26 protein-coding genes are annotated in these 21,825 nt (G+C 66.8%); 20 read left to right on the top strand and 6 right to left on the bottom strand.

The features are described 5' to 3' along the window. Nucleotides 1-82: 82 nt before the first annotated feature. Nucleotides 83-295 carry a ribbon-helix-helix domain-containing protein gene (locus C5B91_RS06000; RefSeq protein ID WP_004976972.1) on the top strand — a complete coding sequence of 71 codons (213 nt, stop codon included), beginning with the start codon at nt 83-85 and terminating at the stop codon, nt 293-295. A gap of 63 nt (nt 296-358) precedes the next feature. Here the strand turns inward: C5B91_RS06000 and C5B91_RS05995 are convergent, their stop codons facing one another. The 3 genes from C5B91_RS05995 to C5B91_RS05985 form a co-directional block, all read right to left on the bottom strand. Further along, nucleotides 359-874, bottom strand: coding sequence for a hypothetical protein (locus C5B91_RS05995; protein ID WP_008093392.1), 516 nt, complete (start codon nt 872-874; stop codon nt 359-361). Further along, the gene (locus C5B91_RS05990) at nt 874-1,560 is read right to left on the bottom strand and encodes a hypothetical protein (RefSeq protein ID WP_115819232.1); all 687 of its coding nucleotides are present in this window, start codon (nt 1,558-1,560) and stop codon (nt 874-876) included. The genes C5B91_RS05995 and C5B91_RS05990 overlap by 1 nt, the downstream gene beginning before the upstream one ends. A gap of 115 nt (nt 1,561-1,675) precedes the next feature. Then, complete coding sequence (locus C5B91_RS05985) at nt 1,676-1,963, bottom strand: DUF5779 family protein (protein ID WP_008093389.1); 288 nt, start codon at nt 1,961-1,963, stop codon at nt 1,676-1,678. 357 nt (nt 1,964-2,320) lie between these two features. Between C5B91_RS05985 and C5B91_RS05980 the strand changes: the two genes are divergently transcribed. From C5B91_RS05980 to C5B91_RS22325, 17 genes are all read left to right on the top strand, one after another. Next, nucleotides 2,321-3,565 (top strand): LeuA family protein, encoded by a 1,245-nt coding sequence (locus tag C5B91_RS05980; protein ID WP_231608308.1) that lies wholly within the window; start codon nt 2,321-2,323, stop codon nt 3,563-3,565. A 364-nt stretch (nt 3,566-3,929) separates the two neighbouring features. Then, the gene (gene ilvB / locus C5B91_RS05975; protein WP_008093385.1) at nt 3,930-5,693 is read left to right on the top strand and encodes a biosynthetic-type acetolactate synthase large subunit; all 1,764 of its coding nucleotides are present in this window, start codon (nt 3,930-3,932) and stop codon (nt 5,691-5,693) included. Beyond that, entirely contained in the window at nt 5,690-6,346 is a 657-nt protein-coding gene (gene ilvN, locus C5B91_RS05970; protein ID WP_008093383.1) for an acetolactate synthase small subunit, read from the top strand. The genes ilvB and ilvN overlap by 4 nt, the downstream gene beginning before the upstream one ends. Further along, complete coding sequence (ilvC, locus tag C5B91_RS05965; protein WP_115819231.1) at nt 6,343-7,392, top strand: ketol-acid reductoisomerase; 1,050 nt, start codon at nt 6,343-6,345, stop codon at nt 7,390-7,392. The genes ilvN and ilvC overlap by 4 nt, the downstream gene beginning before the upstream one ends. 11 nt (nt 7,393-7,403) lie before the next feature. After that, a complete protein-coding gene (locus tag C5B91_RS05960) occupies nt 7,404-7,679 on the top strand; it encodes a hypothetical protein (RefSeq protein WP_008093378.1) in 276 nt (91 codons plus the stop codon). Then, nucleotides 7,672-9,093 carry a 3-isopropylmalate dehydratase large subunit gene (gene leuC / locus C5B91_RS05955; RefSeq protein WP_049968468.1) on the top strand — a complete coding sequence of 474 codons (1,422 nt, stop codon included), beginning with the start codon at nt 7,672-7,674 and terminating at the stop codon, nt 9,091-9,093. Before C5B91_RS05960 ends, leuC begins: the two co-directional genes overlap by 8 nt. Then, nucleotides 9,090-9,698, top strand: coding sequence for a 3-isopropylmalate dehydratase small subunit (leuD, locus tag C5B91_RS05950; RefSeq protein WP_115819230.1), 609 nt, complete (start codon nt 9,090-9,092; stop codon nt 9,696-9,698). The genes leuC and leuD overlap by 4 nt, the downstream gene beginning before the upstream one ends. Continuing rightward, the gene (gene leuB / locus C5B91_RS05945) at nt 9,691-10,665 is read left to right on the top strand and encodes a 3-isopropylmalate dehydrogenase (RefSeq protein ID WP_004976994.1); all 975 of its coding nucleotides are present in this window, start codon (nt 9,691-9,693) and stop codon (nt 10,663-10,665) included. Before leuD ends, leuB begins: the two co-directional genes overlap by 8 nt. Nucleotides 10,666-10,868: 203 nt before the next feature. Further along, nucleotides 10,869-11,636 carry an HTH-type transcriptional regulator GlpR gene (glpR, locus tag C5B91_RS05940; RefSeq protein WP_008093371.1) on the top strand — a complete coding sequence of 256 codons (768 nt, stop codon included), beginning with the start codon at nt 10,869-10,871 and terminating at the stop codon, nt 11,634-11,636. Beyond that, nucleotides 11,633-12,550 carry a 1-phosphofructokinase gene (pfkB, locus tag C5B91_RS05935; RefSeq protein WP_008093369.1) on the top strand — a complete coding sequence of 306 codons (918 nt, stop codon included), beginning with the start codon at nt 11,633-11,635 and terminating at the stop codon, nt 12,548-12,550. Before glpR ends, pfkB begins: the two co-directional genes overlap by 4 nt. A gap of 105 nt (nt 12,551-12,655) precedes the next feature. After that, nucleotides 12,656-13,783 (top strand): fructose PTS transporter subunit IIC, encoded by a 1,128-nt coding sequence (ptfC, locus tag C5B91_RS05930; protein WP_004977002.1) that lies wholly within the window; start codon nt 12,656-12,658, stop codon nt 13,781-13,783. A gap of 44 nt (nt 13,784-13,827) precedes the next feature. Further along, nucleotides 13,828-14,292 carry a fructose PTS transporter subunit IIA gene (ptfA, locus tag C5B91_RS05925; protein WP_004970773.1) on the top strand — a complete coding sequence of 155 codons (465 nt, stop codon included), beginning with the start codon at nt 13,828-13,830 and terminating at the stop codon, nt 14,290-14,292. Next, nucleotides 14,292-14,561 (top strand): phosphocarrier protein HPr, encoded by a 270-nt coding sequence (gene ptsH1, locus C5B91_RS05920; protein ID WP_008093366.1) that lies wholly within the window; start codon nt 14,292-14,294, stop codon nt 14,559-14,561. The genes ptfA and ptsH1 overlap by 1 nt, the downstream gene beginning before the upstream one ends. A 3-nt stretch (nt 14,562-14,564) precedes the next feature. Continuing rightward, nucleotides 14,565-16,262, top strand: coding sequence for a phosphoenolpyruvate--protein phosphotransferase (ptsP, locus tag C5B91_RS05915; protein ID WP_049968467.1), 1,698 nt, complete (start codon nt 14,565-14,567; stop codon nt 16,260-16,262). Next, complete coding sequence (ptfB, locus tag C5B91_RS05910) at nt 16,259-16,735, top strand: fructose PTS transporter subunit IIB (protein ID WP_049913440.1); 477 nt, start codon at nt 16,259-16,261, stop codon at nt 16,733-16,735. Before ptsP ends, ptfB begins: the two co-directional genes overlap by 4 nt. 164 nt (nt 16,736-16,899) lie before the next feature. Beyond that, nucleotides 16,900-17,892 carry a class II fructose-bisphosphate aldolase gene (gene fba, locus C5B91_RS05905; RefSeq protein WP_008093360.1) on the top strand — a complete coding sequence of 331 codons (993 nt, stop codon included), beginning with the start codon at nt 16,900-16,902 and terminating at the stop codon, nt 17,890-17,892. Nucleotides 17,893-18,096: 204 nt separating this feature from the next. Further along, nucleotides 18,097-18,246 (top strand): hypothetical protein, encoded by a 150-nt coding sequence (locus C5B91_RS22325; RefSeq protein ID WP_004043442.1) that lies wholly within the window; start codon nt 18,097-18,099, stop codon nt 18,244-18,246. A gap of 57 nt (nt 18,247-18,303) precedes the next feature. Here C5B91_RS22325 and C5B91_RS22965 read toward each other — a convergent pair whose 3' ends face one another. Continuing rightward, nucleotides 18,304-18,429 (bottom strand): hypothetical protein, encoded by a 126-nt coding sequence (locus C5B91_RS22965; RefSeq protein WP_255409903.1) that lies wholly within the window; start codon nt 18,427-18,429, stop codon nt 18,304-18,306. 106 nt (nt 18,430-18,535) lie between these two features. After that, nucleotides 18,536-18,985: a DUF5799 family protein gene (locus tag C5B91_RS05900; RefSeq protein WP_049968466.1), complete on the bottom strand. Its 450-nt coding sequence runs from the start codon at nt 18,983-18,985 to the stop codon at nt 18,536-18,538. Nucleotides 18,986-19,143: 158 nt separating this feature from the next. Between C5B91_RS05900 and C5B91_RS05895 the strand changes: the two genes are divergently transcribed. Then, entirely contained in the window at nt 19,144-20,367 is a 1,224-nt protein-coding gene (locus C5B91_RS05895; protein WP_008093357.1) for an HAD family hydrolase, read from the top strand. A gap of 27 nt (nt 20,368-20,394) precedes the next feature. Here C5B91_RS05895 and C5B91_RS05890 read toward each other — a convergent pair whose 3' ends face one another. Further along, nucleotides 20,395-20,964 carry a hypothetical protein gene (locus C5B91_RS05890; RefSeq protein ID WP_115819229.1) on the bottom strand — a complete coding sequence of 190 codons (570 nt, stop codon included), beginning with the start codon at nt 20,962-20,964 and terminating at the stop codon, nt 20,395-20,397. Nucleotides 20,965-21,370: 406 nt separating this feature from the next. On the opposite strand from C5B91_RS05890, the gene C5B91_RS05885 reads away from it, so the two are divergent. Continuing rightward, nucleotides 21,371-21,817, top strand: a complete 447-nt coding sequence (locus tag C5B91_RS05885; RefSeq protein ID WP_008093355.1) for a luciferase family protein — start codon at nt 21,371-21,373, stop codon at nt 21,815-21,817. Nucleotides 21,818-21,825: the final 8 nt, after the last annotated feature.

Raw genomic sequence — 21,825 nt, 5'->3', positions numbered from 1 at the left:
GGTGAGCGCCGAAAAACCGCGACGGGCGTTTGGTTCGTGACCCACCGTTGGGGTTAACCCCGCCCGGAGCCACGTTCGAGCCATGACCGAGTACACGACGGTCTCGATACCGAAGGAGTTGGCTGCTCGCGTCGACGACACACTCGAAGGAACCACGTTCTCGAGTACGAGCGACCTCGTCCGGTTCCTCCTGCGCAGCATCGTCATCCAACACGAGCGCTCCGGCGGCGACCTCTCTGAGTCGGAGTTCCAGGAGATAGCGGAACAGCTGACCGACCTCGGCTATCTGCGGTAGTCGGCCGAGGCGAGCGGCCGCCACCCGCGGGCCGGCAGCGCCGGCCGGCCGAACGGGGTCGGCTCAGTCGAGTTCTTCCCGCGGCGGTTCGGCGTCGAGCACGACGAGTTTCAACTTCCGCCCGGCGCGGTCGAAGGCGGCCAGCGTCCGCCCCTCCCACGGGGGAACGGCGAGGAGCACCACGGCCGCGAGGTCGTCGCGCTCCGTGAGTTCGAACGGCCCCTGCGGGTGGGTGAGAAAGCGGGCGCGGCCGCGGCCGGCCGGCGTCCCGAGGTCCATCCCGAAGACGGCGCTCACGGACTGGCCGGCCTCGGCCATGTAGAAGTGGGTGAGAACCGGCGTCTCCGGGTCGAGACCGAGGTCGTCGTCGAATTCGCCGGCGGGCGTCGGCGCGAGAACGAGGTTCATGGACGCCGGCTCGGCCTCCTCGGCCATATCGAGCAGCACGTCGACGAGCCCTCGCGTGACGTGGACTCGCTGTCGCTCCGACTCGTCGACCGCTCTATCGGTCGCGCGGTCAGACTCAGTCTCGGTGCCGGGCGTGGTCTCGTTGCCGACGGCGGTTGTGTCGTCTGACATCAGTTCGAGAGCATCGAGGTGAGCGACCGGAGGTAGGCGCTCGGGAGGTTTCGTCGGGCGTTGCCGAGTGCGGTCCGGAGTTCGTCGCCCGCGTTCACGGGTACGCCCGCGCCGTGGCCGACGAGTAGCCGCTCGGGGTCGTACTGGGAGAGCACGCGCCGCGGTGGGAACGGCCGGAGCATCGGGTGGACGCCGAGGTGCTCGCCGCGGGCGCAGAAGTAGCCGACCGTGCCGACCGATTCGGGGACGACGAGCAGGTCGTACCCGTCGTGATAGAAGCCGACCTCCTGCCACGGCGGGACGGAGCGGTCGACGAGACGGAACGCCTCGAAGCTGGAGTCGGCGAGGTCGGCCCCGAAGCGTTCGACGGTCGCGTCGAGTTCGTCGGCGACGCCGGTCATCCACGAGGCGACGTAGACCGGTACTTCGTGGCGGTTGGCGATGGCCGCCGAGTCGCGTTTGTGTCGGTCGAGTCCGACCACGACGCCGGCCACGTCGCCGAATTCGGCGAACAGGTCGTCGACGCCGGGGGCATCGACGGGGTCGAACAGCCACACGTCGCCGTCGACTTCGACGGCGTGACTGGCCCGCTGCATCGTCTCGTCGGGGTACGCGAGCCATCCGACGCCGTGGTCCCATCGGTCGATTTCGCGGAGGTCGGAGGTACCGCGACCTTTCATCGGCATGCCAGTATCGTGGGGCGCGCGGCGCATAAGAACTCTCCCCGCGGCCGATGCGCCCGGTTCTGGTCGGTTCGTTCCGTTCGTCGGGACCGCGGAGACCGCGAAGCGGGCCGCCCGGTCAGAGGTCGTCCGTGTTGATGTCCACGCCCGGCGGGGAGACGACGAGGAACTTCCGGAAGTGCATCAGCTGGCCGCCCATATCCTTGATGTCGCGTGCGAAGCCCGACGCGAGCTTGTTGAGGTCGCCCTCGATGGCGAGAAAGAGGACGTTTCCGCGGGCGACGGACTGGACCCACTCCTCGGACGGGGTCGACCCGTCGAGGACGCCGAGGACCACGTCACCCTCGGCGTCGTCCTCGTCGAGGTGTTCTTCGGCCGTCTGCAAGTTGAGATTGAAATCGCCCATACCCGCTCGGTTGTCGAGCGACGAGAAAAGGGTTCGGTCGAGCAGTGAACGGCCTCGACGGCACGAACACGCACATTGGTATCACGTTTCACACGACAGTCGCAGTTTGCTCCACGTTTGTCCAGTCGAGAGTGCGCGCACCGGGTGCTAAATTTTGTTTCTAAACTCTATTTAGTTATATTATTACTCAGAAGCTATCGAACGACGAGCAGACATATCAAGTCAACATATGTCATGATATCATATAAGGACGTTTAGGTACAGCGATTAGCCCCGAAAGTGGTTGTCACGCAACACCCGCTGAACGTTCGTGATACTGTCGGGGAGAAACGTTTAAATAGGAGTTCGGGCACGTCACTGACACGATGTCTCACAACGACACGGAGGATTCGTCGGGTTCCCCGGCGGGTCGAGTTCTTCCAGGGCACATTAGCCCAACAATCTGAAATCGAAGACGTACGAATCTTCGACACGACACTCCGCGACGGCGAACAGTCACCGCGAACCTCGTTCAGTTACGAGGAAAAGCGCGACATCGCCGAAACCCTCGACGACATGGGTACCCACGTCATCGAGGCCGGGTTCCCGGTGAACTCGGAAGCGGAGTTCGAAGCAGTCGCAGATATCGCTGCTTCGACGGACGCGACGACGTGCGGGTTGGCCCGCGTCGTCGACAAGGATATCGAAGCCGCGCTGGATTCCGGCGTGGACATGGTGCACACGTTCGTGAGCACCAGCGACGTCCAGTTGGCCGACTCGATGCACGCTTCCCGCGAGGAAGCCGTCGAGCGGGCCGTCCGCAGTGTCGAACACGTCCGCGACGCGGGCGTTGAAGTAATGTTCTCACCGATGGACGCCACCCGAACGGACGAGGACTTCCTCATCGAAGTCGTCGAGGCCGTCTCCGAGGCGGGCGTCGATTGGATCAACCTGCCGGACACCTGCGGCGTGGCGACGCCGACTCGCTTCGCCCGCATGGTGGCGACGGTCAGAGAGCACACCGACGCGAGAATCGACGTGCACGCGCACGACGACTTCGGACTGGCGTCGGCGAACGCGATGGCCGGCTTCGAAGCCGGCGCCGCACAAGCGCAGGTGTCGGTCAACGGCATCGGCGAGCGCGCCGGTAACGCCGCCTACGAGGAGGTCGTCATGGCCGCCGAATCCCTCTACGGCGTCGACACCGGCATCGACACGACGAAGATAACCGAGCTGGCTCGCGTCGTCGAGGCGGCGTCCGACATCCCGGTCCCGGCGAACAAGCCGGTCGTCGGCCGCAACGCCTTCTCCCACGAGAGCGGTATTCACGCCGCCGGCGTCATCGAGAACGCCGACACCTTCGAACCGGGCGTCATGACCCCGGAGATGGTCGGCGCGACCCGCGAGTTCGTACTCGGCAAGCACACGGGGACGCACTCGGTACGCAAGCGCCTCGCAGATATCGGGTTCGAACCCTCGGACGCCGAGGTCCGGGAGGTCACCCGCCGCGTCAAAGACCACGGCGCGGAGAAAGAACGCGTCGACGACGCGACGCTCGAGGTGTTCGCCCGCGACGTGGGTATCACCCACGAGGACGACACGGAGGAGGAGGTCCGCGCCTGATGGCGCCGGGCTGTGGCCCTACGGGGCGACCGCCCTGCTCGCGTCCGACCTCCCGCGCGGCGTGCAATCGTTGCCCGCCGCGAAAGCATTATTACGGCCGGGACGGACGTGTGGCATACGATGACCTCGCACGACGAACACGCGGTTCGCGCGACCTCGGAAGCCGGGGCCAGCGCCGCCGCCGTCGGTGCGATTCGGTCGCTCATTATTGTAGGGGCATAGCCCCCTACCACACCATCTCTCCGTCCCGCGTATTCGCACCGTTTTCAGACACGTCCGCAGTCCCCACAATGGCGCACCAGCACCACACGCAGTCACCAGACAGTCCGTATCGACGACCGACCACACACCACGGAGCCCACACATGAGCGAACGAACCGCAGCCACGACCGACCCCGACGCGACCGACGGGGCAGACGATTCGACCGAGACGCCGACCGAGATTACCTCGGGTTCGACGTCAGTCGTCCGCGCCCTCGAAAACGCCGGCGTCGAGACCGCCTTCGGCGTGCAGGGCGGGGCGATAATGCCCATCTACGACGCGTTGTACCACTCTGACATCCGTCACGTGACGATGGCCCACGAGCAGGGCGCGGCGCACGCGGCCGACGCGTACGGCGTCGTTCGCGGCGACCCCGGCGTCTGCCTCGCCACGTCCGGTCCGGGCGCGACGAACCTCGTGACCGGCATCGCCGACGCGAACATGGACTCCGACGCGGTGCTCGCGCTCACGGGACAGGTCCCGTCCGACATGGTCGGCTCCGACGCGTTCCAGGAGACCGACACCACGGGCGTCACCGCGCCCATCACGAAGCACAACTACTTCGCCTCGTCGCCCGACACCGTCGGCGACACCGTCGGCGAAGCGTTCGCGCTCGCCGCGGAGGGACGACCCGGCCCGACGCTCGTCGACCTCCCGAAGGACGTCTCGCTCAACGAGACCGACCGCGAGCCCGGTCCGGCGCAGGCACCCGAAACGTGTCGCGCCCGCACCGACCCGGCCGACTCGCAGGTCGAGGCCGCCGCGCGCGCAATCGAGCGCGCGGAGAAGCCCCTCCTGCTGTTCGGTGGCGGCGTCGTCAAGGCCGACGCGACCGAGGTCGCCCGGCAGTTCGCGACCGAGCACCGGATTCCGGTCGTCACCACGATGCCCGGAATCGGCGCGATGCCGGAGGACCACGAACTCTGCCTGTCGTGGGCGGGGATGCACGGCACCGGCTACGCCAACATGGCCATCACGCACACCGACTGCCTCATCGCGGTCGGCACGCGGTTCGACGACCGCCTGACCGGCGGTATCGACACGTTCGCGCCCGAGGCCGAAATCGTCCACATCGACATCGACCCGGCGGAAATCTCGAAGAACGTCCACGCGGACTACCCGGTCGTCGGCGACGCCGGTCGCGCCATCGAGCGCGTCGACGCCGAACTGGGCGAGAGTCCCGACGCGCGCGAGTGGGTCGAACAGTGTCTCACCTGGAAGGAGGAGTACCCGATGGACTACGCGGCCCCGGACAACGAGCCGCTGAAGCCGCAGTTCGTCGTCGAGGCGCTCGATGAGGCCACGCCCGACGAGACCATCGTCACGAGCGGCGTCGGTCAACACCAGATGTGGGCCGCCCAGTACTGGACGTTCACCGAGCCGCGGCGGTGGGTTTCGTCCCACGGTCTCGGCACAATGGGCTACGGCTTGCCCGCCGCAATCGGCGCGCGGGTCGCGGCCGACGACGACGAGACGGTCGTCTGCGTCGACGGCGACGCCTCGTTCCTGATGACGATTCAGGAGCTGTCGGTCGCCGTCCGCGAGAATCTCGACATCACCGTCGCCATCCTGAACAACGAGTACATCGGGATGGTTCGCCAGTGGCAGGACGCCTTCTTCGAGGGCCGACGCATGGCCGCCGGCTACGACTGGTGTCCCCAGTTCGACAAGCTCGCCGAGGCGTTCGGCGCGCGCGGCTGGACCGTCGACTCCTACGAGGAGGTCCCCGGCGCCATCGAGGAAGCGCTCGCGTACGACGGCCCCTCGGTCATCGACTTCCACGTCGACCCGGCGGAGAACGTCTACCCGATGGTCTCCTCGGGCGGCGCGAACGGCAAATTCGCACTCTCGGAGGACCAGTTATGAGCGACAATCGGACAGGACTGCAAGGCCCCGCGCCCGACGAGCGGCCACACCCCGACGGCCGACGCAACGCGCAGGGCATCCGCATCGACCCCGAAGCGGAATCGGAACACGAACCGCGGCGAACGGTCTTTTCGGCCATCGTCGAGGACGAACCCGGCGTGCTCTCGCGCGTCGCCGGCCTCGCCGCCCGCCGCCAGTTCAACATCGAGAGCCTCACCGTGGGCCCGACGACCGTCGAGGGCCACTCCCGTATCACGATGGTCGTCGAGGAGCCCGAACCGGGCATCGACCAGATCGAAAAACAGCTTGCGAAGCTCAAGCCCGTCATCTCCGTCGGCGAGCTGGACGACGACGCCGTCCGCGCGGAACTCGTCCTCCTGAAAGTCCGCGGCGAGGACCCTGACAAGGTCCACGCCATCACGGAGATGTACGACGGCCGCACCCTCGACGCCGGCCCCGAGACCATCACGGTCCAACTCTCCGGCGACGAGCGCAAGATAGACGACGCCGTGGACGCGTTCCGGCGGTTCGGCATCATCGAAATCGCTCGGACCGGACAGACCGCGCTCGCCCACGGCTCGAAGAAGACCGTCCCCGGAGAGGAACCCGGAACCTCCGGCGAACCCACCAAACCAAACACGAACACGCAATGACAGAACTCACCACGGAAGTTTACTACGACGACGACGCCGACCGCTCCCAGATCGACGACAAGACCGTAGCCGTCATCGGCTACGGCAGTCAGGGCCACGCCCACGCGCAGAACCTCGCCGACAGCGGGGTCGACGTGGTCGTCGGCCTCCGCGCGAACTCCTCGTCCCGCGACGCCGCGGAAGCCGACGGCCTCTGCGTCAAAGAGCCGGCCGAGGCGGCCGCCGAGGGCGACATCGTCTCCGTGCTCGTCCCCGACACCGTCCAGCCGGCGGTGTTCGAGGAGATTCGAGACTCCCTTGAGGCCGGCGACACGCTCCAGTTCGCCCACGGCTTCAACATCCACTACAACCAGATTCGGCCCCCGGAGAACGTCGACGTGACGATGGTCGCACCGAAGTCGCCGGGCCACCTCGTCCGCCGCAACTACGAGGCGAACGAGGGGACGCCGGGTCTCATCGCCGTCTACCAGGACGTGACGGGCGACGCCAAGGAGGAGGCGCTGGCCTACGCGCACGGCCTCGGCTGCACCCGTGCGGGCGTCATCGAGACGACGTTCCAAGAAGAGACCGAGACCGACCTGTTCGGCGAGCAGGCCGTCCTCTGCGGCGGCGTCACCTCGCTGGTCAAGCAGGGCTACGAGACGCTCGTCGACGCGGGCTACTCCCCCGAGATGGCGTACTTCGAGTGCCTGAACGAACTGAAGCTCATCGTCGACCTGATGTACGAAGGCGGACTCGGCGAGATGTGGGACTCCGTCTCTGACACCGCCGAGTTCGGCGGGCTGACCCGCGGCGACCGCGTCGTCGACGAGCACGCCCGCGAGAACATGGAAGAGATTCTGGAGGAGGTCCAAGACGGCACCTTCGCCCGCGAGTGGATTCTGGAGAACCAGGCGGGCCGGCCGTCGTACTCCCAGCTCAAGGACGCAGAAGAGAACCACCACATCGAACAGGTCGGCGCGCCGCTGCGCGACCTGTTCGCGTGGGCCGACGACGAAGAAGAAGAAGCGGACGCGGAGAAAGCCGAAGCACCGGCGGACGACTGAACACGACACCAATGACACGCGACGACACGACCGACCGAATGCGAGACATCAGCCACACGAACCCCTATACGGGCGAGACGTTCACCACGGTCTACGAGCGCGGCCCGGCCGTCACCGACGGCGGTCGGAGCGACGCGACGCCCGCGACGACGGACACGGACGCGACCGAGACCGAGACCGAGACGATGGGCGACGTGGATCACACGCCCCGCAACGGCGAGGGCGCGAACCATGTCTGGGAACGCGGCCGCGACGACCGCGTCGTACCGGGTGACGGACATGAGTGAGGGAACGCTGTACGACAAGGTCTGGGAGGAACACACGGTCTCGGAGCTTCCGACCGGCCAGACCCAGCTGTTCTGCGGCCTGCACCTCATCCACGAGGTGACGAGCCCGCAGGCGTTCGGCATGCTGCAGGAACGCGACCTCGAAGTCGCCTACCCGAACCGGACGCACGCGACGGTCGACCACATCGTACCCACGTCGGACCAGTCGCGGCCGTTCCGCGACGACGCCGCAGAGGAGATGATGGCCGAACTCGAACAGAACGTCCGCGACGCGGGCATCAACTTCTCGGACCCGACCTCGGGCGAACAGGGTATCGTCCACGTCATCGGGCCCGAGAAGGGACTCACCCAACCCGGCATGACTATCGTCTGCGGCGACAGCCACACCTCGACCCACGGGGCGTTCGGCGCGCTCGCGTTCGGTATCGGTACGAGCCAGATTCGCGACGTGCTGGCGACTCAGACGGTCGCGATGGAGAAAAAGAAGGTCCGGAAGATAGAGGTCACGGGCGAACTCGGCCCCGGCGTCGAGGCCAAGGACGTCATCCTCGAAATCATCCGTCGCCTCGGGACCGAAGGCGGCGTCGGCTACGTCTACGAGTACGCCGGCGAGGCCATCGAGAACCTCGACATGGAGGGTCGGATGAGCATCTGTAACATGTCCATCGAGGGCGGTGCTCGCGCGGGCTACGTCAACCCCGACGAGACCACCTACGACTGGCTGAAAGAGACCGAGTACTTCCAGGAGAACCCCGAGCGGTTCGACGAACTCAAGCCGTACTGGGAGTCCATCCGCTCCGACGAGGACGCCGAGTACGACGACGTCGTCACCATCGACGGCTCCGAACTCGAACCCGTCGTCACGTGGGGGACCACGCCCGGACAGGGCGTCGGCATCACCCAGCCCATTCCGGCCCCCGAGGAGCTGCCCGAGGAGAAGCAGGACACCGCCCGGATGGCGCAGGAACACATGGGCGTCACGCCCGGCGAGACCATGGAGGGCTACGAAATCGACGTGGCGTTCCTCGGCTCGTGTACGAACGCCCGAATGCCCGACCTCCGCCGCGCGGCGGGAGTCGTCGAGGGACGACAGGTCGCCGACGACGTCCGCGCGATGGTCGTCCCCGGCAGTCAGCGCGTCAAGGCCGCCGCGGAGGCGGAGGGCCTCGACGAGATATTCACGGAAGCCGGCTTCGAGTGGCGCGAGGCGGGCTGTTCGATGTGTCTCGGCATGAACGAGGACCAGCTGGAGGGCGACGAGGCCTCGGCGTCCTCGTCGAACCGTAACTTCATCGGTCGGCAGGGGTCGAAAGACGGCCGCACCGTCCTGATGAACCCGCGGATGGTCGCCGCCGCGGCCGTCACCGGGCACGTGACTGACGTGCGCGAACTGAAGGAGGTGAGCGTCGCATGACCGACGAGATTCCCGAAATCGACTCGGCGTCCGGCTCCGGCGTTCCCATCCGCGGCAACGACATCGACACGGACCAGATAATCCCGGCGCGGTTCATGAAGGTCGTCACGTTCGACGGCCTCGGCGAGTTCGCGTTCTTCGACCAGCGTTACGACGAGAACGACGAACCCAAAGAGCACCCGATGAACGAGCCGCAGTTCCAGGACGCCGCCATCATGGTCGTCAATGCCAACTTCGGCTGTGGCTCCTCTCGGGAGCACGCCCCGCAGGCGCTCATGCGCTGGGGCATCGACGCCATCATCGGCGAGTCGTTCGCCGAGATTTTCGCGGGCAACTGCCTCGCGCTCGGCATCCCGACGGTCACCGCGGACCACGAGACGGTCACCGAACTGCAGGACTGGGTCGACGAGCACCCGGACGCAGACATCGACGTGGACGTGGAAAACGAGACGGTCACCTACAGCGAGACGACCGTGGACGTGACCGTCGACGACGCACAGCGAAAGGCGCTCACCGAGGGCGTCTGGGACACGACGGCGCTCATGAAGTCGAACGCCGACGCGGTCGCCGAGAAAGCCGCTTCCCTGCCCTACGTCGATGACTGAGGAAATCGTCGTCATCCCCGGCGACGGCATCGGCGCGGAGGTCATCCCGGCGGCGGTTGACGTGCTGAAGGCCGTCGGCGACTTCGAGTTCGTCGAGGCCGACGCGGGCGACCACGTGAAAGAAGCCACGGGGGAGGCGCTCCCGCAGGAGACCTACGACCTCGCCGCAGAGGCCGACGCGACGCTGTTCGGCGCGGCCGGCGAGACCGCGGCGGACGTCATCCTGCCGCTTCGGACCGCGGTGGACTCGTTCGTCAACGTCCGCCCGGCGAAGGCCTACCCCGGCGTCGACGCGCTCCGCCCGGAGACGGACCTCGTCTTCCTCCGGGAGAATACCGAGGGCGTCTACGCCGGTCACGAGGACCGCCTCTCCGAGGACCTCTCGACGCTCACGCGCGTGGTCACCACCTCGGCGTCCGAGCGACTCGCCGAGTACGCCTGCGACTACGTCGGCGGCGAGGGCGGCAGTTTCCAGGTCGCCCACAAGGCGAACGTGATGCGCGAGACGGACGGTCGCTTCCGCGACGCCGTCGTCTCCGTCGCCGACGACCGCGGCGTCGAGACCGAGGAAGTCCTGATGGACGCCTTCGCGACGCGCGTCTGTCTCGACCCCACGCAGTTCGACACCATCGTCTGTCCGAACCTCGCGGGCGACGTGCTGTCCGACCTCGCCGCCGGCCTCGTCGGCGGCCTCGGACTGCTCCCCTCGGCGAACATCGGCCCGGACGCCGCGCTGTTCGAACCGGTCCACGGCTCCGCGCCCGACATCGCCGGCGAGGGCATCGCCAACCCGGCCGCGACGATTCTGTCCGCGGCGATGCTGCTCGACTACCTCGACTACGAGGAAGAAGCCGACCGCGTCCGGTCGGCCGTCGAAGGCGTCCTCGCCGACGGGCCGCGCACGCCCGACCTCGGCGGCGACGCCTCCACGGAGGACGTGACCGCCGCGATTCTCGACCGACTCTGAGCGTCGGCGGCCCACCGAATCGACGGTTCGACGTTCGTTTCGAGCGTTCTCGTTTTCGTTTTTGATCGTTTTCTCACCGTCGAGCACCCCGTGTTCGTTCTTGTGTGAGATTCGGCTGTTTCGAGCATATACGGTCGGAATCCAACATAAACAATTAACACTACTCCCCGACCTACCTTCCACCTAACGAGGAATCGCTACCGATGTTACCAGCAGAGCGCAAACGCCGCATCGTCGAACTCGTCTCCGACTCGGACGGCCGGTCGGTCGAGTCGCTGTCCGACCACCTCGGCTATTCGAAGGCGACGATACGCCGTGACCTGCGCGAACTCGAAGACCGTGGGCTCATCGAGCGGTCGCACGGCGGAGCCGTCCCCGTGACCTCCGTCGGGCGCGAGCAGACCTACGGGCAGAAGGAAGTACAGAATCTCGAAGGGAAACGCGCGATTGCGGACCGCGCGGTCGAAGAACTGGCCGAGGGACAGGTCGTGTTCTTCGACGCGGGGACGACCACGATGGAGGTGGCCCGGAAGGTCCCCAAGGACGGGACGATACTCGGCGTCACCAACTCGCCGCGGCTCGCCATCGAACTGAACGAGGAGGACAACGAGGTCAAACTCACCGGCGGGACGCTCCGGCGGCGGACGAAGGCGCTCGTGGGGCCGACCGCGGAGTCGTTCATGGAGCGGACGAACTTCGACCTGCTGTTCCTCGGTACGAACGGGCTGGACGTGGACTCCGGCCTCACGACCCCGAACGAGGACGAGGCGCGGATGAAGGAGCTGATGGTCGAGAAGGCCGCGAAGGTCGTTCTCGTCGCGGACCTCTCGAAGCTCGGCCGACGGAGCTTCGTCCAGTTCGCATCGCTCGAAGATATCGACCTGATTATCACCGACGGAACGCTCGACGCCGACTCGCGCGAGGAGATAGAGAACGCGGGCGTCACCGTCGTCGACGGAGTTGCACGATGATTCTCACAGTCACCCCGAACCCAGCAGTAGACCACACGATTCACTTCGACGAACCGCTTCAGCCCGGCGTCGTCCACCGGACCGACGACGCGGTGTTCACCGCGGGCGGCAAGGGCATCAACGTCGCCAAGTACGTCTCGGCGCTCGACGCCGACGCGACCGCCTCGGGCTTTCTCGGCGGCCACTTCGGGAAGTTCGTCCGCGACCGACTCGACGCCGACGGCATCGCCTCGGACTTCGTCACCGTCGACGCGGACACGCGCCTGAACACGACCGTGCTCGCGGAAGACGGCGAGTACAAACTCAATCACAACGGCCCGCAGATTCGTGCAGCCGACGTGGACGAACTCGTCGAAACCGCGCAGGCGAACGAGCCCGACACGCTCCTCGTCGGCGGCAGTCTCCCGCCGGGGATGTCCCTCGACGACGTCGATAGACTCGCCCGCGCGGGCGACTGGCAGATTGCGGTGGACATGGGCGGCGAGTACCTCGCCGAACTGGACGCCGACTACTACGTCTGCAAACCCAATCGTTCCGAACTCGCGGCGGCGACGGGCCGAACGGTCGAGACCGAAGCCGACGCCATCGCGGCCGCCGAGGAACTTCACGCGCGCGGGTTCGAGTACGTGTTGGCCTCGCTCGGCGCGGACGGCGCGCTCCTCGTCACCGACAGCGAAGTCCTCTCCGCGCCCGCGCTCGACGTGGATGTCGTCGACACGGTCGGCGCGGGCGACGCCGTCATGTCCGGGTTCCTCGCCGCGCGCGAACACGGCCTTTCGGACGCCGACGCCCTCCGAATGGGCGTTCTGACCGCGTCCCGCGTCGTCGGGGTCGCGGGCACCCGCGTCCCGAACCTCGAAGACGTGTTGACGAACGAAACGCACGTCGAGGTGACGACCGTCCGGAGCCGATGATTCTCAGATGAACGTTTGTTAACGACTGAAACGCTCAGTAACGTTCATATTCGAAAGGGTTTTTGAGCACATTTGCGTATGTTCTTTCGTAGGGGTGGCAACACTATGGCAAACGACGCAGAAGACGCGGTTCGGTCCTACCTCACTTCGGTGAAGGAGGACCTCATGACTGGGGTATCGTTCATGATTCCGTTCGTGACTATCGGCGGAATCTTCCTGGCGCTGGGCTACGCCGTAGCCTCGCTTTCGAACAACGTACAAGACGTATTCAACAGCACGGGGACCGCCGGCTGGTTCCTCGCGCAGATCGGCGTCGCTGGGCTGACGCTTATGGTTCCGGTGCTCGGCGCGTACATCGCGTACGCTATCGCCGACCGTCCGGGCCTCGCACCGGGCTTCATCCTGTCGTACATCATCCAGCAGGGTAACGTCCTGCAGGCGGCCGGTGACGTCATCGGTCTCCAGGGCGGCTCCGCCGGCGCGGGCTACCTCGGCGCTATCGTCGCCGGGTTCCTCGCCGGCATCGTCGCGCGCTGGTTCAAGCAGCGCGACGTGCCCGAGTTCATCGCACCGATGATGCCCGTGCTCCTCATCCCGGTCGCGACGACCGCGGTGCTCACGCCCATCATGCTGTTCGTGCTGGGCGTCCCGATTTCCATCGCGAACGCGGGACTCACGAACTTCCTGAGCAACATGCAGGGCGGCGGACAGGCGATTCTCCTCGGGGGCATCCTCGGGGCGATGATGGCGGCCGACATGGGCGGCCCTATCAACAAGGTCGCCTACGTGTTCTCCGTCGGCCTCATCTCCGAGGGCGTCACCGCACCGATGGCCGCGGTCATGATCGCGGGTATGGTCCCGCCGATCGGCCTCGCGCTGTCGAACTTCATCGCGCCGCAGAAGTACGCGGCCGAGATGTACGAGAACGCCAAGAGCGGCGTGCTCCTCGGCTTCTCCTTTATCACTGAGGGCGCGATTCCGTACGCAGCGGCCGACCCGGCCCGCGTCATCCCGAGCGTCGTCGCCGGCAGCGCCGTCGCCGGCGCGGCCTCGATGGCGCTCGGCGTGAACATGCCGGCTCCGCACGGCGGCATCTTCGTGGTTCCGCTATCGAACCAGCCGTTCATGTTCATCGCGTGCATCCTGCTGGGCTCCATCGTCACCGCGGTCATCGCGACGGCCATCAAGCCGAACTTCGACGCCAAGGTGGCCGCCCAGAGCTCCGACGACTGACCACACCGAACTAATCTTTCCAGACCCGAACGAAGTACAATACAATGGACGTCACTGACATCAGCACCATCACACCGCTCGAACTGATATCGCTCGAAGAGCCGCCGGCGACGAAGGAGGGAGCCATCGAGTTCCTCCTCGACCTCGCGGTCGACGCCGGCCGCGTCGACGACCGAGACGCCGCGCTCGACGCCCTCCTCGAACGCGAGGAGGAGGCGACGACCGGCGTCGGCTTCGGCATCGGCATCCCGCACGCGAAGACCGACGCCGTCTCGAAGCCGACGGTCGCCTTCGCTCGCTCGACCGAGGGCATCGACTTCGACGCCATGGACGACAAGCCGGCGAAGCTCCTCTTTATGATTCTCGTCCCCGCCGCGGGCGGCGAGGACCACCTGCAGATTCTGAGCGCCCTCTCGCGGTCGCTCATGCACGAGGACGTGCGCGAGAAGCTCCTCGAAGCCGAGAGCAAGCAGACCGTCCAGGACGTGCTCGCCGAGGTGGTCGAGTGATGGAGCGGACCGTCACGGTCGTCCCCGAAGACGGGCTTCACGCCCGTCCGGCCTCGCAGTTCGTCGAGACCGCGAACGAGTTCGACGCCGACATCCAGCTCGGGCGCGCCGACGAGGACGACCTCGTCCCCGCCGCCAGCATGCTCGCGGTCACCGGCCTCGGCGTCGGCCACGACGAGTCCGTCCGACTCGTCGCCGAGGGCGACGACGCGGAAGCGGCACTCGACGCCCTAGAGGACATCCTTTCGACGCCCGAAGCCAAACAGTAAGCTATGACCGAACGAACCCTCTCTGGCATCGGCGTGACACCGCTTTCGGGCGTCGGCACCGTCGTCTGGTACCGACCGGACGCCGACCTCCCCGAGCCGCCGGCACCGGAAGACGTGGACGAAGACGCCGAACTGGCGCGCTTCGAGGACGCCCGCGCGGCCGCCGAAGACGAACTCGAAGCCGAGCGCGAGCGGACCGCCGAACGCGTCGGCGAGGAGGAGGCCGCGGTGTTCGACGCGCACGTCCAGTTCCTCAACGACCCGCAGATAACCGACGGCGTCACCGACGCCATCGAGGGCGGACTCCCGGCCGAACACGCCGTTCAGGAGACGTTCTCCGAGTTCGTCGAGCAGTTCGAGAACATGGGCGGTCGCATGGGCGAGCGCGCCGACGACCTCCGCGACGTGCGCGACCGGCTCGTGCGCGTCCTCTCGGACGGCGAGCGGGTCGACCTCTCGTCGCTGCCGGAGGGGAGCGTCGTCGTCGCCGAGCGCCTCACGCCGAGCGACACGGCGCAGCTCGACCCCGAGCGCGTCGCGGGCTTCGTCACGGTGACGGGCGGCCGCACCTCCCACGCGGCCATCTTCGCGCGCTCGCTCGCCCTGCCGGCCATCGTCGGCGTTGGCGAGGAACTCCAATCCGTCGAGGACGGCACCGAAGTCGTCGTCGACGGCGAGTCGGGCGACCTCGTGGTCGACCCGACCGACGAGCGCAAGGAGGCCGCCGCGGCCGCCGCCGAGGTGGACATTCGACACGAGTCGGTCGAGACCGCCGACGGCGTCGACATCGAGGTCGCGGCCAACATCGGCACGCTGGCGGACCTCGGGCCGGCCGTCGACCGCGGGGCCGACGGCGTCGGCCTGTTCCGCACCGAGTTCCTCTTCCTCGACCGCGAGTCGCCGCCGGACGAAGACGAGCAGTACGAGGCGTACGTCGAGGCGCTCGAATCGTTCGAGGACGGCCGCGTCGTCGTCCGCACGCTCGACATCGGCGGCGACAAGCCGGTCCCGTACCTCGACCTGCCGGACGAGGAGAACCCGTTCCTCGGCGAGCGCGGCATCCGTCGGTCGCTCGGCCCGGACGCGGACCTCTTCGAGACGCAGGTACGCGCGCTTCTGCGCGCGGCGGCCAGCGCCGACGGGGCGAACCTGTCGGTGATGCTCCCGCTCGTCTCGACGGTCGAGGAGCTTCGCGCCGGCCGAGAGCGGTTCGAGTCGGTCGCAGCCGACCTCGACTCCGAGGGCGTCGAAAACGAACTGCCCGAGTTCGGCATCATGGTCGAGACGCCCGCCGCGGCGTTCATGGCCGACCGGTTCGCGCCGCACGTCGACTTCTTCAGCATCGGGACGAACGACCTCGCGCAGTACGTGATGGCCGCAGAGCGCGGCAACGAGCGCGTCTCCGACCTCGGCGACTACCGACAGCCGGCGGTCCTCCGCGCCATCGACGCCACCGTCTCGGCGACCGAGGGCGAGGACTGCTGGGTCGGCATGTGCGGCGAGATGGCCGGCGACCCGGACCTCACCGAACTGCTCGTCGGGCTCGGCCTCGACGAACTGAGCATGAGCGCCGTGACGGTGCCGCAGGTCAAGGCGGCCGTCGCGGAGACCGACACCGCGGACGCCCGTGAACTCGCGGAGCGCGTCCTGCAGGCCGACACCAAGGCTGAAGTCGCGGAAATCCTTACACTAGACCAATGAAACTCGTCGCAGTCACATCCTGTCCGACCGGAATCGCACACAGCCAGATGGCGGCCGAGAACCTCCTGCAGGCCGGCGAGCGCCTCGGCCACGACATCGACGTCGAGGTCCAGGGCGCGATGGGCACGCAGGACGAACTGTCCTCGGACGCCATCGCCGAGGCCGACGCGGTCATCATCACCTCGGACACGTCGGTCAGCCGCGACCGCTTCGACGGCAAACTCGTCGTCAAGGGGACGGTCAAAGACGGCGTCAACAACGCCGAGGCCGTCGTGAAGAAAGCGGTTGAACTCGCCGAGGCCGGCAAGACCGGTTCGGTCACGTTCGGAAGCGGCGACGACGGCGAGGACGCCGACGCCGACGCCGGCACCGACGACTCGTCCGGCGACGCCGCGGAATCGGACGAACCCGTGCGCCGCGGCGGCGACCCCGAAAAGGGGCTGTTCGCCCGGCTGAAGAAGCTGTTCTCGTAACGCCGCCGCCGGCTCTTCGTTTTTCGCTCGCCCGTCAGCGGCGGCGCTCCGCCCGCCGCCGAAAATTAACTCGAACGCGAACAAACGAAAACGTGCAGAATCGAAACTCGCTTCCCATACATTATTAGTCTCGCAGTCGTTGACGAAACCGAGGTGAACGCATAATGCCGTTCTACGGCGGGGAGGAACTCGCCACAGTGTACGACGAGGCGCTCGACGAAGGATTCGGCCTCATCGCGAGTAACATCGCGGAGCCGAACATTATGATGGGTCTCATGGAGGGGGCCGACCGGATGGACTCGGACCTCCTGTTGCAGATGAGCGGCGGGGCCTGTCGGTTCGCCGGTGACGGCGACGCCGTCGCGGGCCTGAAAGCCATGGGGAACTACATCGAGACCGTCGCCGAGCGGTACGACATCGGCGTCTTCCTCAACATGGACCACCAGACTGACCTCGAGTTCATCGAGCAGCAGATCGAACTTGACATCCCGTCGTCCATCATGATCGACGCCTCCCACGAGCCGTTCGACGAGAACGTCGCGACGAGCCGCGAGGTCGTCGAGATGGTCGAGGCCGCGGACTCCGACGTCCTCATCGAGGCCGAACTCGGCCAGATAAAGGGCGTCGAGGACGAAATCGAGGCCGAAGAGGCGTTCTACACGGACCCCGAGCAGGCCGTCGAGTTCGTCGACAAGACGGGCGCGGACCTGCTCGCCATCTCCGTCGGGACGCAGCACGGCGTCGCCAAGGGCAAGGACCTCGAACTCCGCCCGGACCTCGCAAACGACATCCGACAGGCCCTGCGCGACCACGGCCTCGACACGCCGCTCGTCCTCCACGGCTCTTCGGGCGTCCAGCCCGACCAACTGCAGGAGATGCTCAAACACGGCATCTGCAAGGTCAACAAGGACACCCGCTACCAGTACGAGTACACGCGCACCGCCTACGACCTCTACAGCGAGGACCCCAACGCCATCGTCCCGCCGGAGGGCGTCGAGGACGCCCGCGACACGTTCTTCAACGAAACGGAGTGGTCGCCGAACAAGGACGTGTTCGACCCCCGCGTCGTCGGTCGCGACATCCGCGAGCGCATCGCCGACGTGCACGCCGGTCTGACCGAGGTCTCCGGCAGCGCCGGCCAGTCCCTGTTCAAGTAACCCGCGCGGGCGGTGATTCGTTCACCGTCGAGCGTTCGCCGCGCCCGCACGGCGGACCGGAACCCGGTTGTCGTCTCCGCCCGGCACTCCGCCGGCTCTTCGTTTCGATACGCTTCTCGCCCAGCGGCGGCGCTCTCGGGGTTCGACGGCAGTCGAATTCGATGCCCCACGTCGCTTAAGGTGTCACGTGGCGTGAGTGTAGGTATGCCGCAGATTCACCTCGACGACGAGACGGTCGCCCGACTCGACGCGCTCCGCGAGGACGACGAGGAGTACGACGACCTCATCAACGAACTGATGAACATCTACGAGGCGAGCGAGCGGACGCTGTTCCACGCCGGCGACGAGTACTGAGCCGTCGCCGCCGACGCTCGGCCGTCCGACCGGTTCGTGGTCGCTCGCGGTGGTCCGTTACGAACCGAGCCACCGCGCGAGCGCTCCCGCGAGGAGCACCAGTGCGCCGGCGATAAACGTGCCGGGAATCGGAAGCACGAACAGGAGTCCACCGAACGCGAAGATCAGCGTTGACGGTCTCATCTAGCAGCGGCGTTGCGCCCGCGCCTGTTACGAATTGTGGCCCTCGAACGGAATGTCGACACCGGGACCGGGTGAGCGCTCCCGTCGCGGCCGGTCGCCCGGCCCGCTATTCGAGGTAGCTGACGCGGACCTGATTCCACTTGCCCTTCTTTTCGAGGTGGTCTTGGAGCGCGTCCGCGTACTCTTGTGTGAGTCGTTCCGCGTCCTCGAGTTTCTCCTGTTCGCCCTTCTTGCCGCCGCCGCCCATGCCGAGCGCGCCCTTGATGGAGTCGACGATGCCGCCGCCGCCGGACGACGAGTCGCCTCCGCCGCCGCCGCCCATCGCGCCCATCTGGCTGCGGATGTTGTCGAGTTCGGGGATTATCTGCGGGACTTTCTCCGTGTCGGCGACGATGCGCGCCTCCTCGGGGTCGTCCGCGTTCTCGATTTCGAACTCCGTCGCCGTCATGATGAGACCCCACTCCTGACTGTTGAACCGGGAGTTCATCACCTGCTCGTTGAACTCGCGGTCCACCGTCATCCGGTCGCCGACGATGCTGTCGGTCCAATGTGCCATGTGCACACGTCGTCGGCCGGTCGGTATCAGAGTTGCGGGGCCGACCGGCTCCGGAGGCGACCGACCGCGGAGGCGACCGCGTCCCAGTCAGCCGACGAGACGCCGGGACGGATTGCCTCCCACGCGGGTTTAATGCGGTTGGGTGACGACCCCGAATCATGGAGCGGTACGACCTCCTGTACAGACTGTACGGGAACTTCGACGCGGACGCGGTCCGGGACGCACAGGACTTCGTCGACCTCTTGCCGCCGCTCGGCTCGCCGGTGGCGCTGTCGCACTGGCAGGCGGTCGACGACGAACTCACGGCGAAGAAAGACCGCATCCGCCGGGCGCTCTCCGACGGCGACCGCTACGCCGAACTCGCCGCGCGCGCGACGCGGGACCAGGCCTTCACCGCCCTCGACCTTTACACGAAGTACGGCCGGGCCGTGAACGCGCTCGTCCTCGACGTGGACGAGACGCTGCGCTCTGCGGGACAGACCGACAACGAGATTCCGCGCGAGGTGCTGCACCTCCTCACCCAGTTCCACGAGGAGGGCGTCCCCATCGTCATCTGCACCGGCCAGACATTGGAGAACGTCAAGGGCTTCGCCATTCAGGGATTGGGCAACGAACTCGTCCACTCAGGGAACGTGAGCATCGTCTACGAGGCGGGCACCGGCGTCTTCACGCCCGGCCACGGCTCGGATACGAAGCGCCTTCTCTACGAGACGCTCGACGACCCGGTGCAGTCGGTCTTCGAGTCGGTTCGCGGGCGCGTCATCAGCGACCTCCCCGACGCGCTCCGCGGTGGCGTTCACCTGCAGGGCAACGAGTTCAACGTCACGCTCAAGCCGAACTTCGAGACCGGCAGCGACGACGCCGAGGAAGTCATCGACGGCGCGCTCGTCTATCTGCTGGACCTCCTCGGCGAGGCGCTCACCGACGACCCCGCCGGCCCCGACTGGGCGCGGGCGTACTTCGCGGAGCGCGACCCTGAGATAGCGGGCGTGCTCGACGACCGCGACGCGCTTCCCACCTCGGAGGCGGCGGAGATTCCCGATGACGTGAGGCGGACGCTGGAGCGCGTGACGGTCGCGTACTACCACGCCGACGCCGCGGAACTCTCCGCGGTCGACCTGAACAAGGCGGCGGGCGTCCGCGCCGCGCTCGACGTGCTCGGAGTGGACGACCCGTTCGTCCTCGTGATGGGAGATTCGAAGTCCGACCTCGACGTGATGAGTTGGGCCGCCGAAAACGAGTGCGGGCTCGCGGCCGCCCCCGAGCACTCTTCTCCGGGTGTGCTCGAACACGTTCGCGAGACCGACGAACTGGTGTTTCCCCGCGGCGACGCCGCCTCGGTGCTCCGGACGGCCTACGCGCTCAACCTCTTGGTCGACTGAGGGTGGGGCGCCGCACGGTGTCTCAGCTCACACCGTGCACATTCCGATGTCGTCACCCGAGTCGTCGTCGGTCGAATCGTCCGAAGACGAGCCGCTGTCGTCGGTGTTCGAACCGTCGTCGTTCGAGTTGTCGTCGGTGTTGTCATCGTTCGAACTGTCGTCGGACGAACTGTCGTCGGTGTTGTCATCGTTCGAACTGTCGTCACTCGAGTCGTCGTTCGAGTCGTCGCTGTTATCGTTCGATCTCGAACTGCTGCGTTTCTTCGAGGACTTCTTCGTCGTCGAGTCGGTGTCGTCGTCGGCAGCGTCGGTTTCGACCGTCTCGAACGCGCCGGTCGCGTTCTCGGAGTCGTCCGCGGACGAGCCGCCGTCGGTATCGTCGGCGTCACCCGAGTCGTCGCCGACGACGGGCTCTTCTTGGATTTCGATGTCCTCGTCCGGCGCGTCGTCGGCGGGGTCGGTCACGTCGGCGCCGATACTTCTGTCGGCGTCGTCGGCGGGAGCGGGCGTCTCGGGCGTATTCACGCCGCCGGAGAGGAGGGCGAACACGACGATGACGAGGACGACGGCACCGACGCCGAGTTGGCCGAGGTTCATCGCGCGGCCTCCCGGGAGTCGAAGTCGGGACCCTGTGTCGGTACATCGGTGGCAGTCAGAGACATGGTTCGTCCCGTTATTTGCGTCCCGAGGCTTTCGTTACGAATCGTCTACCCCGGACACCGCAGTAGTTCGGGATTCCGTCGGTCTGAGAGCGCGCCCCGCGACGAGGCCCCGACGCGAAGTCGTCGCGGGACGCGAAAATTCGCGTTCCTAACCCGTGTTAATCCGCGAATACCGCGCTGGTCTGAGTGTCTATTTTCGATTGACTCTCTCTGTGAACTGAATGTCTGGAAATCCTGTGGTTATCGCCCGACTACGGAGTGTTTGACGGACGGTGTCTGAGCCGACACCTCCCGCCGGTCCGACTTCGCAGTTATCTCCTCGGAACGCGTACATTCACCGAATGACTACCTCCATCGACAGAATCGTCTCACGGGTCTCGCGGTGGCCTGGCGTCGAGACCGCGCCGCACCGCTTCGGGGGAACGGAGTTCCTCGTCGCCGGCCGGGAGATCGGCCACGTCCACGACGCGGGCGTCGTCGACCTCGCGCTCACGAAACGCGCCCGCGACGTGCTCCTCACCGACGGCCTCGCGGACCCCCACCACGTGCTCCCCGACTCGGCGTGGGTGACCTACCGCGTCCGGAGCGCCGCCGACGTGCCGGGCGCGATGCGCCTGCTCAGGCTCGCGTATCTCTGGCGACTGCTCGCGCTCCGCCGCCGCGGCGTCGACCTCGATCCGGCGATTGACCCCGACACCGACCTCCGGCGACTCGGCCTCCCCGCCGACCTCGACGCGCTCGTCCGAGAGACGTTCCGCGACACGCTCGACCGACGTGCGCCGGTCTAACTCCGTCC

This window comes from Haloferax sp. Atlit-10N, assembly GCF_003586325.1.
Lineage (GTDB): Archaea > Halobacteriota > Halobacteria > Halobacteriales > Haloferacaceae > Haloferax > Haloferax prahovense.
Note: the sequence above shows the minus strand (reverse complement) of the source record. Positions and strands in the feature narration are given on the sequence as shown.

Excerpts from the sequence above, each read along its gene's own strand:
- C5B91_RS05990 (WP_115819232.1), bottom strand. The coding sequence starts at position 1,560 with ATGCCGATGAAAGGTCGCGGTACCTCCGACCTCCGCGAAATCGACCGA.
- ptfA (WP_004970773.1), top strand. The coding sequence starts at position 13,828 with ATGGACGTCACTGACATCAGCACCATCACACCGCTCGAACTGATATCG.
- pfkB (WP_008093369.1), top strand. The coding sequence starts at position 11,633 with ATGATTCTCACAGTCACCCCGAACCCAGCAGTAGACCACACGATTCAC.
- C5B91_RS22965 (WP_255409903.1), bottom strand. The coding sequence starts at position 18,429 with ATGAGACCGTCAACGCTGATCTTCGCGTTCGGTGGACTCCTGTTCGTG.
- leuB (WP_004976994.1), top strand. The coding sequence starts at position 9,691 with ATGACTGAGGAAATCGTCGTCATCCCCGGCGACGGCATCGGCGCGGAG.
- leuC (WP_049968468.1), top strand. The coding sequence starts at position 7,672 with ATGAGTGAGGGAACGCTGTACGACAAGGTCTGGGAGGAACACACGGTC.
- C5B91_RS05895 (WP_008093357.1), top strand. The coding sequence starts at position 19,144 with ATGGAGCGGTACGACCTCCTGTACAGACTGTACGGGAACTTCGACGCG.
- C5B91_RS06000 (WP_004976972.1), top strand. The coding sequence starts at position 83 with ATGACCGAGTACACGACGGTCTCGATACCGAAGGAGTTGGCTGCTCGC.
- ilvN (WP_008093383.1), top strand. The coding sequence starts at position 5,690 with ATGAGCGACAATCGGACAGGACTGCAAGGCCCCGCGCCCGACGAGCGG.
- C5B91_RS05885 (WP_008093355.1), top strand. The coding sequence starts at position 21,371 with ATGACTACCTCCATCGACAGAATCGTCTCACGGGTCTCGCGGTGGCCT.
- C5B91_RS22325 (WP_004043442.1), top strand. The coding sequence starts at position 18,097 with ATGCCGCAGATTCACCTCGACGACGAGACGGTCGCCCGACTCGACGCG.
- ptsP (WP_049968467.1), top strand. The coding sequence starts at position 14,565 with ATGACCGAACGAACCCTCTCTGGCATCGGCGTGACACCGCTTTCGGGC.
- leuD (WP_115819230.1), top strand. The coding sequence starts at position 9,090 with ATGACCGACGAGATTCCCGAAATCGACTCGGCGTCCGGCTCCGGCGTT.
- C5B91_RS05985 (WP_008093389.1), bottom strand. The coding sequence starts at position 1,963 with ATGGGCGATTTCAATCTCAACTTGCAGACGGCCGAAGAACACCTCGAC.
- C5B91_RS05900 (WP_049968466.1), bottom strand. The coding sequence starts at position 18,985 with ATGGCACATTGGACCGACAGCATCGTCGGCGACCGGATGACGGTGGAC.
- C5B91_RS05960 (WP_008093378.1), top strand. The coding sequence starts at position 7,404 with ATGACACGCGACGACACGACCGACCGAATGCGAGACATCAGCCACACG.
- ptfC (WP_004977002.1), top strand. The coding sequence starts at position 12,656 with ATGGCAAACGACGCAGAAGACGCGGTTCGGTCCTACCTCACTTCGGTG.
- ilvC (WP_115819231.1), top strand. The coding sequence starts at position 6,343 with ATGACAGAACTCACCACGGAAGTTTACTACGACGACGACGCCGACCGC.
- C5B91_RS05890 (WP_115819229.1), bottom strand. The coding sequence starts at position 20,964 with ATGAACCTCGGCCAACTCGGCGTCGGTGCCGTCGTCCTCGTCATCGTC.
- ptfB (WP_049913440.1), top strand. The coding sequence starts at position 16,259 with ATGAAACTCGTCGCAGTCACATCCTGTCCGACCGGAATCGCACACAGC.
- C5B91_RS05995 (WP_008093392.1), bottom strand. The coding sequence starts at position 874 with ATGTCAGACGACACAACCGCCGTCGGCAACGAGACCACGCCCGGCACC.
- ilvB (WP_008093385.1), top strand. The coding sequence starts at position 3,930 with ATGAGCGAACGAACCGCAGCCACGACCGACCCCGACGCGACCGACGGG.
- glpR (WP_008093371.1), top strand. The coding sequence starts at position 10,869 with ATGTTACCAGCAGAGCGCAAACGCCGCATCGTCGAACTCGTCTCCGAC.
- fba (WP_008093360.1), top strand. The coding sequence starts at position 16,900 with ATGCCGTTCTACGGCGGGGAGGAACTCGCCACAGTGTACGACGAGGCG.
- ptsH1 (WP_008093366.1), top strand. The coding sequence starts at position 14,292 with ATGGAGCGGACCGTCACGGTCGTCCCCGAAGACGGGCTTCACGCCCGT.